Origin of the sequence: Pseudooceanicola lipolyticus, from assembly GCF_002786325.1 — a bacterium.
Classification (GTDB): Bacteria; Pseudomonadota; Alphaproteobacteria; order Rhodobacterales; family Rhodobacteraceae; genus Pseudooceanicola_C; species Pseudooceanicola_C lipolyticus.
Genome location: NZ_PGTB01000134.1, coordinates 1 through 11111, shown reverse-complemented (window position 1 = coordinate 11111; position 11111 = coordinate 1). Strand labels below are relative to the sequence as shown.

The following is an 11111-nucleotide window of genomic DNA, read 5'->3' as shown; positions in this document are numbered from 1 at the left end:
CAACGACTGTCGGGTCAGGCCGCGCGCGGATAATTCGGCATCGGAAAGCGCGGCCAGGGCACGGTATTGGCGCATCGAGCGGCCGTGGCCGGTCAGCCGGGTGAACACCAGGTTGGCGCCCAGCGCCGCGGCAATCCGGTCGGGCAGTGGCCGCACCTCTTCCGAGGTGGCGGAAAACCCGTGCAGGTAGACCAGCGCGATCGGCGTCCGCTGCTCGGCCGCGCCGGCCCAGATCACCCGTTTCTGCACCCCGGGCGTGATGTCGTCGAACCGGGCCTCGGCCGCGTCGAAATAGGCCTGCACGCCGCGATCCATCGCGCCCGCATCAAACTCTGCCGTCAGCTCGGCCGGTTCATAGGGGCCGAGCCACCACAGCGCCGCAGCCAGCAGCGCCAGAACCGCCAGGCCGCGCGCCAGCCATCGCATCAGCCGGCGCCCAGCACGTCCAGCACTGCCGCCTCGATCAGCGCCAGGCAGAGCCCGTCGGAAAACCGGTGATCGGCCGACTTGACCAGCGTCAGCCGCATGTCGGGACAGTCGGCATGTTCCAGCAGGCGCAGCGCGGTGTCGGTGCTGACGGCGCTGTCGGCCGTGCCCTGCAAGCAGCGCACCGGAAAGGGCAGCGGCAGCGGCGCCCGCAAGACCAGTCGGTCGCGCCCGTCCTCGATCATCCGGCGGGTGATCACGTAGGGCTCCATGTAATCCGAGGGCAGCTCGACCTGCCCGACCTCTTCCAGCTGCCGTTTCTGGGCGTCGCTGAACCCCGCCCAATAGCTGTCTTCGGTGAAATCCGGCGCCGCGGCGATGGTGACCAGCCCGGCGATCCGTTCGGGCCGCGCGCGGGCCAGCAGCAGCGCCTGCCAGCCGCCCATCGACGAGCCGACCGGCAGGATCGGCCCCTCGGTCAGCGCATCGATCGCCGCCAGCGTGTCCTCGTGCCAGTCGCCGATGCAGCCGTCTTCGAACCGGCCCGAGCTTTCGCCGTGGCCGGAATAGTCAAAGCGCAGAAAGGCCTGCCCGCGCGCCTGCGCCCAGGCCTCGAGGTGCAGCGCCTTGGTGCCCTCCATGTCGGATTTCAGCCCGCCCAGGAACACCACCACCGGCCCCTTGCCCGGCGTGCTGTGATAGGCCAGCCGCCGCCCCTGCGCCGTGTCGAGATACTCTGCCCCTGCCATGCGGTCACTCCCTGCCTGTCGCCTGGCGCGACTAGGGCACAGGCCGCTGCGGGACGCAAGGTCACGGGGGACGGCGCCTGCGCCAGAGCGGCTTGACTTGCCCGGCTGACACTGCCACATCGGGCGCCACATAACCCGCAACCGGGCGTTCAGTGGGCGCCAAACCGACGAGGAGCTAAGGCCGATGGCCCAGATTTCCCTGACCCTTCCCGATGGCAATGCACGGCACTACCAGGCCGGGATCACCCCTGCCGAGGTCGCCGCCGACATCTCGACTTCGCTGGCGAAAAAGGCGATTTCCGCCACCGTCAACGGCAAGCACTGGGATCTGCAATGGCCGATCCCCGGCGATGCCGAGATCGCCATTCACACCATGAAGGACGAGGTGCAGGCCAACGAGCTGGTGCGCCACGACCTGGCCCATATCATGGCCCGCGCGGTGCAGGAGATCTGGCCCGACACCAAGGTCACCATTGGCCCCGTCATCGAAAACGGCTGGTATTACGATTTCGACCGCGCCGAACCGTTCACGCCCGAGGATCTGGGCGAGATCGAAAAGAAGATGAAGGAAATCATCAACCGCCGCGATCCCGTCACCACCGAGGTGTGGGAGCGCGACCGCGCGATCAAGCATTACGAAGACAATAACGAACCCTACAAGGTCGAACTGATCGAGGCGATCCCCGGCGACGAACCGCTGCGTATGTACTGGCACGGCGACTGGCAGGACCTGTGCCGCGGTCCGCACCTGCAGCATACCGGCCAGGTGCCCGGCGACGCGTTCAAGCTGATGTCGATTGCCGGCGCTTATTGGCGCGGCGACAGCAAGCGGCAGATGCTGCAGCGCATCTACGGCGTTGCCTTCCTGAACCGCGACAAGCTGAAGGCGCATCTGACCATGCTGGAGGAGGCCGCCAAGCGCGACCATCGCAAGCTGGGCCGCGAGATGGACCTGTTCCACATGCAGGAAGAAGCGCCGGGCCAGGTGTTCTGGCACCCGAACGGCTGGACCGTCTACACCACCCTGCAGGATTACATGCGCCGCAAGCAGCGCGCCGGCGGCTATCGCGAGATCAACACGCCGCAGGTCGTCGACCGCAAGCTGTGGGAGGCCTCGGGCCACTGGGACAAGTACCAGCATCACATGTTCCTGGTCGAAGTCGATGAAAGCCGCGACGGCGAAACCGACGATGCGGTGGTCAAGGACAAAAGCCAGACGCGGATCAACGCGCTGAAGCCGATGAACTGCCCCTGCCACGTGCAGGTGTTCAACCAGGGTCTGAAATCCTATCGCGACCTGCCGCTGCGGCTGGCCGAGTTCGGATCGTGCAACCGTTTCGAACCCTCGGGCGCGCTGCATGGCATCATGCGGGTGCGCGGCTTTACCCAGGATGACGCGCATATCTTCTGCACCGAAGAGCAGATCCAGTCGGAATGCGCCCGCTTCATCGACTTCCTCGCCAATATCTACGAAGAACTCGGCTTTCCCGAGTTCGAAATCCGCTTTGCCACCCGCCCGGAAAAGCGCGTGGGCTCGGAAGAAAGCTGGGATTATGTCGAAGGCGCGCTGGAAAACGCCATCAAGGCGGTGGGCCGCGACTATACGCTGGAACCGGGCGACGGTGCCTTTTACGGCCCCAAGCTGGATTTCTACCTGACCGATGCCATCGGCCGGGTCTGGCAATGCGGCACCTTCCAGGTGGACCCCAACCTGCCCGAACGGCTGGGCGCCTCCTATATCGCCGCCGATGGCGACAAGCACCGCCCCTTCATGCTGCACCGCGCAACGCTGGGCTCGTTTGAACGGTTCATCGGCATCCTGATCGAGAACTGGGAGGGCAAGCTGCCGTTCTGGCTGGCCCCCCGGCAGGTGGTGGTGGCCTCGATCACCTCGGAGGCCGACGATTATGTCAGGGAGGTTGCCGCCACCCTGACCGCCGCCGGTGTCCGGGCCGAGGCCGATACGCGCAACGAAAAAATCAATTACAAGGTGCGCGAACATTCGGTGGGCAAGGTGCCGGTGATCCTGGCGGTCGGCCATCGCGAGGTGGAAGAACGCACGGTAACCATCCGCCGCCTGGGCGAAAAGCAGACCAGCGTCGCCTCGCTGGCCGATGTTACAGCCGCCCTGAAGATCGAGGCGACTCCGCCCGACCTGCTGTAACAAATCACCGCCGGCTGTCCGCGCCTTACTGTAACAATTGACAGGAAAGCGCGGATTCCGCAGCCTGCGGCGGGAAGTGGCCATAACGCGAATTGACGGAGACGTGAGTCACGGGCTCGTGAGATCACGTTCCGGCCGCTTGGCCCTATGCTGTGGAGGCTTAACCCGTTGTTACCAAAACCGGAGGACCTCAAGATGTCGACCACTGCAAAGACCCTGGCCATCGCCAGCGCCGTTGCTGCCGCCCTGTCCGTACATGGCACCGGCGCCACCGCCCAGGCGAAGGAAAAGTGCTATGGCGTGTCGCTGGCCGGCCAGAACGACTGCGCGGCCGGACCTGGCACCACCTGCGCCGGAACCTCGACCACCGATTACCAAGGCAATGCCTGGACTCTGGTTGACGCCGGCACCTGCGCCGAGATCGAGCTGCCCGCGATGGCGGACGGCACCGAGCGCAAGGGCTCGCTGGAGCCGCTGGAACGCGATCTTCCCGCATAACACCGCTGGCAGGCCGCCCCGGCGGCCTGCCGCGCCTTGACGGGCTTAGCCATGCTTGACGCCGCCTCCGATCCCAACCGGCTGCCGCACGCCCCCGGCATCGGCTTCAAACCGCAGCATTTCGCGGCGGTCCTGGCCGAACCCGGCCCGGTGCAATGGCTTGAGATCCATGCCGAGAACTACATGGGCGATGGTGGCCGCCCGCTGGCGCAGCTGCGCGCCCTGTCCGAAAGATTTGCCATCTCGGTGCATGGCGTCGGCCTGTCGATCGGCGGCGACGGCCCGCTTGACCGCGACCATCTGGCGCGGCTGAAACATCTGACCGGCTGGCTGAACCCGGCCTCGTTTTCGGAACATCTGGCCTGGTCCACCCATGACAGCCATTTCCTGAACGACCTGCTGCCGCTGCCCTATACCGATGCAACCCTGGCCCGTGTCGCCGACCATATCGATCAGGTGCAAGAGGCGCTGGGCCGCCGGATGCTGTTGGAAAACCCGTCCAGCTATCTGGCCTTCGCGGAAAGCAGCTGGCCCGAAACCGAGTTCCTGGCCGAACTGGTGCGCCGCACCGGCTGCGGCCTGCTGCTGGACATCAACAACGTCTTCGTCTCGGCCACCAACCTGGGCTTTGCCCCGCAAGACTATATCGACGCCTTCCCTTTGGCCCATGTGGGCGAATTACACCTGGGCGGCCATGACACCCAGGCCGACGATCACGGCGCGCCGCTGCTGATCGACAGCCACGGGCGCGAGGTCGCCGATCCGGTCTGGGCGCTGCTGGATTACACCCTGGCCAAGTCCGGGTCGCGCCCGGTGCTGGTGGAATGGGACACCGATGTGCCCGACTGGCCGGTGCTGCGCGACGAAGCCACGCGTGCCGCCCGCGCCCTGGCCCCCGTTTCGGCATGAGCGGTCGCGAAGACCAGTTTGCCGCTGCGCTGCTTGATCCTGCGCGCCCGGTCCCCGAGGCGCTGCGCGACGGCGCGACCCGGCCGGCGGGGCGGCGCTTTGACGTCTACCGCAACAATGTCACCGTTTCGCTGATCGAGGCGCTGGAAACCGGCTTTCCCACCGTGGCCCGGCTGCTGGGCGGCGACAACATGAAGGGGCTGGCACGCCTCTACCTGCGCGCCAACCCGCCCGAATCGCCGCTGATGATGCATTACGGCAGCGGGTTTCCCGAGTTTCTCGCCTCGCGCAACGATCTGGCCCATCTCGGCTATCTCCCCGACATGGCGCGGCTCGACCTGGCGCTGCGCCGGTCCTACCACGCCGCCGATGCCGCGCCGGTCGATGCCGCGGTGCTGGCCGAGATGCCGCCCGACCAGCTGATGCAGGCCAGGGTCACCCTGGCCCCGGCGCTGGAACTGCTGCGTTCCGACTGGCCGGTCCACGACATCTGGCGCTTTGCCACCCAGGACGGGGCGCCAAAGCCCCGTGCTGAGGCGCAGGATGTCGTGGTCCTGCGGCCCGAATACGACCCGATCCCACAGCTTCTGCGCGCCGGCGCCGCAACCTGGATCGCCGCGCTGGGCCAAGGGCTGAGCTTTGGCGCCGCCTATGACGCCGCCCAGGCCGAGGCCGCCGCATTCGACCTTTCCGCCAGTCTCGCCCTGCTGCTGCAGGGCGGCGCTCTCACCTCACTGACGACGGACCAGAAAACCTCATGACCGCCCTGATCAACCTCTACCTGCGCCTCGCCCATTTTGTCGAATACCGCATTGGCGCGGCGCTGATGCCGACGCTGGCCCGTTTCCTGTTCGCCGCGATCTTTGCGGTTTATTACTGGAACTCGGCCCTGACCAAGCTGGGCGGCGACCTGACCCACCTGGTTCAGCCTTCCTTCAACGGCTTTGCACAGATTTTCCCCAAGGCGGCCGAGGCGGCCAGCTATGACATCACCCAGGCCACCGCGATGCAGAAGGCGGTGATCCTGGCCGGCACCTGGGCCGAATTCGTGCTGCCGGCACTGATTATCCTGGGGCTGTTCACCCGCCTGGCGGCATTGGGCATGGTGGGGTTCGTGGTGGTCCAGTCGTTGACCGACCTGTTTGGCCACAACGCCATTGCCGACGGCTCGACGCTGGGCGCCTGGTTCGACGGTGCGCCAGACAGCATCATGCTGGACCAGCGCGCGCTGTGGATCGTTCTGTTGCTGGTATTGGTGTTCCGCGGCGCCGGGCCGCTGTCGCTGGACGAACTGCTGAAACGGCGGCTGCGAATCTCCTGACGCTCAGAAATGCGCCTTGGGCTCGTCCGGCTTGCCGGCGCCCACGGCCATCAGGCCACCCAGCCCGGCAAAGGCGATGGGGAACATGGTGAAGACGTTGAAACCAAAGGCGTAATACATCCCTGCCGCCGAGAGCAGCATCAACGCACCGCCCCACAGCGCCCGCACCTTGGCCATGGCGCCGCCGGCAATCGCCAGCATCGGCGCAAACAGCGAGGCCGCGCGGATCAGATCGACGTTCTGCACCTGCATCGCCAGCCCGTCGATTTCGCCCCAATGTTCGATGGCGACGGTATAGCCATATCCGAAAAACCCGACGATCATGCCGAAGATGCCGGCGATCAGCCCCAGAACCAGTGCCGCGTTGCGCATGTTTCCCTTCCTTTTACCGACAGATAGGCACGCGTTCAGCCGGCGCCAAGGGCCGCCCGCACCTCGGGCCCCCAGCCCAGATACAGCGTGTCACCGTCGGCGATCAGCGGCCGTTTCATCAGCGTCGGATGTGCCTTTAGCAGTTCCAGCGGCGGATTTTGCCGTTCAGACTCGGAGAATCCCCGCCAGGTGGTGGAACGCCTATTCACCAATTCGCCTTCGAATTGCGCAAAGGCGCGTTGCAACAGCTTTTCCGGCACACCGTCGCTACGCACGTCAACAAATTCAGCATCTGGCAATGATTTCATAGCCTTGCGGCATGTATCGCAGGTTTTTAACCCGTAAAGTACCATTCTGCTCTCCTCTTTGAGTTGCGGAAATATCTGTCCGCGCAGCCAATTGCAGCCCCTTTTTCTTGATTTTTTAATCAAGCCTGCAATTCTTGAATTAGGGCCGCCCCGTCAGCCAGTCGTCCGATCTGATCCCTGGTCCGGCCGCCTGTCGGCAAAACGGGTTGCCCTAAGGGCTGTCCACAACGGATACGGCGGAGACAGAAGGAGACTTGGGGAAGATGCCGACCGGCACCGTAAAATGGTTCAATACAACGAAGGGCTATGGCTTCATCGCCCCGGATGAAGGCGGCAAGGATGTGTTCGTGCACATCTCGGCCGTGGAACGATCGGGCCTCACCGGGCTCGCTGACAATCAGAAAGTGGAGTACGAATTGCAGGACGGACGCGACGGCCGCAAGATGGCCGCCGATCTCAAGCTCAAATAATCTCCAGCAAGAAAGGCGCCTCTCGCCAGACGCCGCCGGGAGTCCCGGTCCGAACGCCCGTTTTCAGGGCGCAAGGGGTGAGTTTTACAATAAAAATCAATTAGAATCGGCGGTGCGCGACCAAGCGCACCGTCATCTATAGGCCGGCATCTATAGACTGGCATCTTCTGGTCTCTTCGCCCGGCCCTCACATCCCCGCCGCCAGCGGAGATGTATATCAAGTCGCTATACGAAGCGTCATAATTCCGTTACATTTCCGGGCATGGTCCGGTTTTTGATCCCTGCCCTATTGCTTGCCGTCGCGGCGCCGGCCGGCGCAGTTTCACCGATTGCCGAGGTGATTTGCGACTCCACATCCGCCTTGCATGACCGTCTGGCCCACAGGTTCGGGGAACGTCGCAGCGCCACCGGGGTGCAGGGCCCCGATCAGATCATGGAAGTTTGGACAGATGCGCGCGGCGACTGGACGCTGGTGGTGACCTACGCCACCGGCACGTCCTGCATCGTCGCGATGGGGAAAGACTGGGTCACGCACCGGCACGATCCGGCGTGACCAAGGCGCGGGGCCGTACGGCCCCGCACCGGTGCTGGGTCAGAGATTTCTCTGCCAGTGTTCGACCTCGCGCTCGGCTTCTGCGCGGGCCTTGCCATAACGCTCCTGAATCAGCCCGACCAGCTGTTCGCGGTTGCCCTTGGCTTCCTGAAGTTCGTCATCGGTCAGCTTGCCCCAATGCTCGCGGGCATTGCCTTTGACTTGTTCCCATTTGCCTTCGATTTGATCCCAGTTCATGTCATCGCCTCCTTTCAATCGGCTGTGCCCATAAAACGCCAAACCTCAGGCCCGGTTCCGCAACCGGAACGTGCAACTGCCGGCCTTTCCGGTTCGGACCAGCAGACAATCGCCGGTCTGTCGGTGGATTAGTTCCCATCACGGATCTTTGCGATCCGCCAGAACCGGCAGGACGGCTTGAAACAAAGCGTATATTTATCAACAAGTTAACCCCTCCCTGCTGCCAACACCTGCGACATTGAAAACCGCATCTTGTCTTTGCCGACTGCCGCCCCCTGCTTATACTCGCGTCCCAGCTTGGACATCGCAGGGAGGGGCCGTGGCCCGATACCTACCATTTGCTCTGGCGCTGGCGCTTTTGCCGGCCTCCTCGCCCACCGATGCGGCGACGCCCGAGCGCTGGGCCTATACCGATGGCTGGGACGTGGGGTATTACCCGACCACACGGGGCTGCCTCGCCTTCGCCACCTTCGACGGCACCGGGTTCTTCATCGGGTTCGACACGCGCGGCAGCATCCCGGCGCTGGACATCACCATGCTGGATGAAACCTGGGCCTCGATCGAACCCGGCACCCGCTATCCCGTGACGCTGGCCCTGGGCGACGAGCCCCCCTGGATCCTGGATATGACCGGGGTGTTCATGGATGGCGCGCCGGGCCTGAACATCCTGGTTGACGCCTCGACCGACAAGGCCGCCACCTTTATCGAGGAATTCCAGCGCGAGCTGCGCATGACCTGGTCTTACGGCGATGCCCAGCTGGGCCATTTCACCCTGCGCGGATCGCGCCGCGCCTTCGACGAGGTGCTGGCCTGCCAGGACGCCTATGACGCGCAGGTCCCGGACCCGCCGGCGGTGGAGACGCCGGTGGCCGAGTGATATCGACAGCCCCGCCGGTGCGCACTAGTCTCCCCCGGAACCCGCGAGGAGGACGCGCATGACCCCGGCAGACGCCCGCCGGATCCTGGAGGAAAATTTTGCCGACTGGGTCCGCGCCCTCAAACCCGTGGTGCTGGAAACCGACGCAGAACATGTGCTGGTGCGGATGCCGCTGGGCCCGCATCTCAGCCGCGTCGGCGGCATCGTCTCGGGCCAGGCTTTGGCGGCGCTGGCCGACACCGCGATGGTACTGGCCGCCATCGCCCATGCCGGTGAACTGCGGCTGTTCTCCACCACCGATCTGCACACCCAGTTCCTGCGCCCCGGCCGCGGCACCGCGATCCTGTGCGACGCCCGCGTGATCCGCGCCGGCCGCGCGCTCAGCTTTACCCGCGCCGAGATGACCGAGGAAGACAGCGGGAAAATCGTCGCCACCGCCACGGCCACGTTCTATGCCGCCTGACGCGGCTGCAGGTTGGCATTGCCTTTTCGGAACAAACGGGCAACATTCGGATCAGCACGGAGGGCGCGATGCATCATTTCGACGAGATCTTCGGCATAGCCGCCGGCCGCCATGGCGGCGAAGCGGCGCTGAACCAGAAACTGGACAAGCCGCTGTCGCCCGAGGAACTGGCCGCCATCCCCGACGACCGCTGGCTGTCGACCATGACCAAGTCGATCTTCCAGTCCGGCTTCAACTGGAAGGTCATCGAAAACAAGTGGGACGGGTTCGAAGCCGCCTTCGACGGATTCGACCCGGGCCGCTGCGCCTTTATCGACGATGACAGATTCGACGCGCTGCTGCAGGACCGGCGGATCGTCCGCAACGGCGCCAAGGTCGCCACCGTGCGCGACAATGCCGCCTTCCTGCTGGACCTGCGCGCCCAGGGCGGCGCCGGCACGGTGCTGGGCGGCTGGCCGTCCGAGGATTATATCGGCCTGCTCGACCTGCTGAAGGATCGCGGCGCGCGGCTGGGCGGGGCCACCGGGCAATATGCCATGCGGTTCTGCGGGCGCGACAGTTTCATCCTGTCGCGCGACGTCACCGCGCGGCTGATTGCCGAAGGGGTGATCGACAAACCGGCCACGTCGAAAGCGGCCCGCCGCGCGGTGCAGGCGGCGTTCAACACCTGGATGGAACAGTCTGGCCGCTCGCTGACCGAGATCAGCCGCGTGCTGGCGATGAGCATCTGACCTACCCCGCGCATTTTTTGGCTCAAGCCGGCAAGTCGCTCTATCCGAACGCAAAATGCCGGGATAACGTCGCGCCATGACGCTGCGCCTGTTCCTGATCCTGCTGGTCCTGCTCTGCGGTTGCGGACGCAAACTGACCGAAAACGAAATCGCCTTTATCGGCACGTTGCAGGGCGGCGCGCTGAACCTGGACCGCGTGCGCCTGGTCGAAGGCGCGCCGGTCGGCAACATCACCTTCCGCCGCGAACCGCGCCCGCGCGTCACCTGCCGCGAACGCATCCTGCCGCCGGTCAAGGCCGCCGTCGTCACCGCCAAACCCGCCGCCGTCACCCTGTTCAATTCGATCTTCTTCGTGCGCGACTGGTACGTGCCGGATTACCTGCGCGACTATCCGCAGGCGATCAACCTGACGGCGGCGATGCTGCTGGCGCATGAGATGACCCATGTCTGGCAATGGCAGCACCGCGACCGCACCGGCTATAGCCCGCTGCGCGCCGCCGCCGAACATGGCCGCTCCTCCGACCCTTACCTCTTCGATCTTGACGGCGCGCCGGATTTCCTCGGCTACGGCTTCGAACAGCAGGGCGCGATTGTCGAGGAATATGTCTGCTGCCGGGCGCTGGCCCCCGATGCCGCGCGCACCAAGCGGTTGCACGACATGCTGAAGGCTGCCTTCCCGGTGGCCGACCTGCCCCGCAACGGGCAGCGCGAACATGACGTGCTGCTGCCCTGGCGCGGCGCCGAACTGAACGGGATCTGCGACTGAGGCGGTCGGCCTAGCCGTCCAGCACCCCGCCCGCCAGGCGCACCGCCCGGTCCATCCGCGCCGCCAGCTCCATGTTATGCGTGGCGATCAGCGCCGCCATCCCGGTGTCGCGCACCAACTCCAGCAGCGCGGCAAACACCTGGTCCGAAGTGGCGGGATCCAGGTTGCCGGTGGGCTCGTCCGCCAACAGCAGCCGCGGCGCATTGGCCATCGCCCGGCAAAAGGCGACCCGCTGCTGTTCGCCCCCCGACAGCGCCGCCGGCCGGT

General features: G+C 65.3%; 15 protein-coding genes and 1 pseudogene. 10 read left to right on the top strand and 6 right to left on the bottom strand.

Going from position 1 to position 11111, the window contains the following annotated elements; translation table 11 throughout:
- Positions 1 to 426 (bottom strand): annotated as a pseudogene (locus tag CVM52_RS20200) (alpha/beta hydrolase); the annotation flags it as partial.
- Positions 426 to 1175, bottom strand: coding sequence for an alpha/beta fold hydrolase (locus CVM52_RS20195; RefSeq protein WP_100164225.1), 750 nt, complete (start codon positions 1173 to 1175; stop codon positions 426 to 428). The pseudogene CVM52_RS20200 and the gene CVM52_RS20195, both read right to left, overlap by 1 nt.
- Before the next feature lie 184 nt (positions 1176 to 1359).
- Between CVM52_RS20195 and thrS the strand changes: the two genes are divergently transcribed.
- From thrS to CVM52_RS20170, 5 genes are all read left to right on the top strand, one after another.
- Positions 1360 to 3339 (top strand): threonine--tRNA ligase, encoded by a 1980-nt coding sequence (gene thrS, locus CVM52_RS20190; RefSeq protein ID WP_100164224.1) that lies wholly within the window; start codon positions 1360 to 1362, stop codon positions 3337 to 3339.
- Positions 3340 to 3534: 195 nt separating this feature from the next.
- Complete coding sequence (locus tag CVM52_RS20185) at positions 3535 to 3837, top strand: BufA1 family periplasmic bufferin-type metallophore (protein WP_100164223.1); 303 nt, start codon at positions 3535 to 3537, stop codon at positions 3835 to 3837.
- Between the two features lie 51 nt (positions 3838 to 3888).
- Positions 3889 to 4746 (top strand): MNIO family bufferin maturase, encoded by an 858-nt coding sequence (gene bufB, locus CVM52_RS20180; RefSeq protein WP_100164222.1) that lies wholly within the window; start codon positions 3889 to 3891, stop codon positions 4744 to 4746.
- The gene (locus CVM52_RS20175) at positions 4743 to 5507 is read left to right on the top strand and encodes an HvfC/BufC N-terminal domain-containing protein (protein ID WP_100164221.1); all 765 of its coding nucleotides are present in this window, start codon (positions 4743 to 4745) and stop codon (positions 5505 to 5507) included. The genes bufB and CVM52_RS20175 overlap by 4 nt, the downstream gene beginning before the upstream one ends.
- On the top strand, positions 5504 to 6067 hold the full coding sequence (locus tag CVM52_RS20170) for a DoxX family protein (protein WP_100164220.1): 564 nt from the start codon (positions 5504 to 5506) through the stop codon (positions 6065 to 6067). Before CVM52_RS20175 ends, CVM52_RS20170 begins: the two co-directional genes overlap by 4 nt.
- Before the next feature lie 3 nt (positions 6068 to 6070).
- On the opposite strand, the gene CVM52_RS20165 is transcribed toward CVM52_RS20170, so the two are convergent.
- Together CVM52_RS20165 and CVM52_RS20160 are read right to left on the bottom strand one after the other, a co-directional pair.
- Complete coding sequence (locus tag CVM52_RS20165) at positions 6071 to 6439, bottom strand: hypothetical protein (RefSeq protein ID WP_100164219.1); 369 nt, start codon at positions 6437 to 6439, stop codon at positions 6071 to 6073.
- A 35-nt stretch (positions 6440 to 6474) separates the two neighbouring features.
- On the bottom strand, positions 6475 to 6792 hold the full coding sequence (locus CVM52_RS20160; protein WP_100164218.1) for an ArsC/Spx/MgsR family protein: 318 nt from the start codon (positions 6790 to 6792) through the stop codon (positions 6475 to 6477).
- 218 nt (positions 6793 to 7010) lie between these two features.
- Between CVM52_RS20160 and CVM52_RS20155 the strand changes: the two genes are divergently transcribed.
- Positions 7011 to 7217, top strand: coding sequence for a cold-shock protein (locus tag CVM52_RS20155; protein WP_100164217.1), 207 nt, complete (start codon positions 7011 to 7013; stop codon positions 7215 to 7217).
- 592 nt (positions 7218 to 7809) lie between these two features.
- Here CVM52_RS20155 and CVM52_RS20145 read toward each other — a convergent pair.
- Positions 7810 to 8007 carry a CsbD family protein gene (locus CVM52_RS20145; RefSeq protein WP_100164215.1) on the bottom strand — a complete coding sequence of 66 codons (198 nt, stop codon included), beginning with the start codon at positions 8005 to 8007 and terminating at the stop codon, positions 7810 to 7812.
- Between the two features lie 319 nt (positions 8008 to 8326).
- Between CVM52_RS20145 and CVM52_RS20140 the strand changes: the two genes are divergently transcribed.
- The 4 genes from CVM52_RS20140 to CVM52_RS20125 all read left to right on the top strand — a co-directional run bounded on the left by CVM52_RS20140 (position 8327) and on the right by CVM52_RS20125 (position 10844).
- Positions 8327 to 8884 carry a hypothetical protein gene (locus tag CVM52_RS20140; RefSeq protein WP_133119910.1) on the top strand — a complete coding sequence of 186 codons (558 nt, stop codon included), beginning with the start codon at positions 8327 to 8329 and terminating at the stop codon, positions 8882 to 8884.
- Between the two features lie 58 nt (positions 8885 to 8942).
- Positions 8943 to 9347 carry a PaaI family thioesterase gene (locus CVM52_RS20135; protein WP_100164213.1) on the top strand — a complete coding sequence of 135 codons (405 nt, stop codon included), beginning with the start codon at positions 8943 to 8945 and terminating at the stop codon, positions 9345 to 9347.
- Between the two features lie 68 nt (positions 9348 to 9415).
- Positions 9416 to 10078 carry a DNA-3-methyladenine glycosylase I gene (locus tag CVM52_RS20130; RefSeq protein WP_100164212.1) on the top strand — a complete coding sequence of 221 codons (663 nt, stop codon included), beginning with the start codon at positions 9416 to 9418 and terminating at the stop codon, positions 10076 to 10078.
- Between the two features lie 76 nt (positions 10079 to 10154).
- Positions 10155 to 10844, top strand: coding sequence for a hypothetical protein (locus tag CVM52_RS20125; protein WP_100164211.1), 690 nt, complete (start codon positions 10155 to 10157; stop codon positions 10842 to 10844).
- Between the two features lie 10 nt (positions 10845 to 10854).
- Here CVM52_RS20125 and CVM52_RS20120 read toward each other — a convergent pair.
- A partial coding sequence (locus CVM52_RS20120) for an ATP-binding cassette domain-containing protein (protein ID WP_133119909.1) occupies positions 10855 to 11111 on the bottom strand: 257 nt, incomplete at its 5' end.

Bases quoted from the DNA above. Each gene is read 5' to 3' on its own strand.
- CVM52_RS20195 (WP_100164225.1), bottom strand. From the start codon at position 1,175: ATGGCAGGGGCAGAGTATCTCGACACGGCGCAGGGGCGGCGGCTGGCC.
- thrS (WP_100164224.1), top strand. From the start codon at position 1,360: ATGGCCCAGATTTCCCTGACCCTTCCCGATGGCAATGCACGGCACTAC.
- CVM52_RS20185 (WP_100164223.1), top strand. From the start codon at position 3,535: ATGTCGACCACTGCAAAGACCCTGGCCATCGCCAGCGCCGTTGCTGCC.
- bufB (WP_100164222.1), top strand. From the start codon at position 3,889: ATGCTTGACGCCGCCTCCGATCCCAACCGGCTGCCGCACGCCCCCGGC.
- CVM52_RS20175 (WP_100164221.1), top strand. From the start codon at position 4,743: ATGAGCGGTCGCGAAGACCAGTTTGCCGCTGCGCTGCTTGATCCTGCG.
- CVM52_RS20170 (WP_100164220.1), top strand. From the start codon at position 5,504: ATGACCGCCCTGATCAACCTCTACCTGCGCCTCGCCCATTTTGTCGAA.
- CVM52_RS20165 (WP_100164219.1), bottom strand. From the start codon at position 6,439: ATGCGCAACGCGGCACTGGTTCTGGGGCTGATCGCCGGCATCTTCGGC.
- CVM52_RS20160 (WP_100164218.1), bottom strand. From the start codon at position 6,792: ATGGTACTTTACGGGTTAAAAACCTGCGATACATGCCGCAAGGCTATG.
- CVM52_RS20155 (WP_100164217.1), top strand. From the start codon at position 7,011: ATGCCGACCGGCACCGTAAAATGGTTCAATACAACGAAGGGCTATGGC.
- CVM52_RS20145 (WP_100164215.1), bottom strand. From the start codon at position 8,007: ATGAACTGGGATCAAATCGAAGGCAAATGGGAACAAGTCAAAGGCAAT.
- CVM52_RS20135 (WP_100164213.1), top strand. From the start codon at position 8,943: ATGACCCCGGCAGACGCCCGCCGGATCCTGGAGGAAAATTTTGCCGAC.
- CVM52_RS20130 (WP_100164212.1), top strand. From the start codon at position 9,416: ATGCATCATTTCGACGAGATCTTCGGCATAGCCGCCGGCCGCCATGGC.
- CVM52_RS20125 (WP_100164211.1), top strand. From the start codon at position 10,155: ATGACGCTGCGCCTGTTCCTGATCCTGCTGGTCCTGCTCTGCGGTTGC.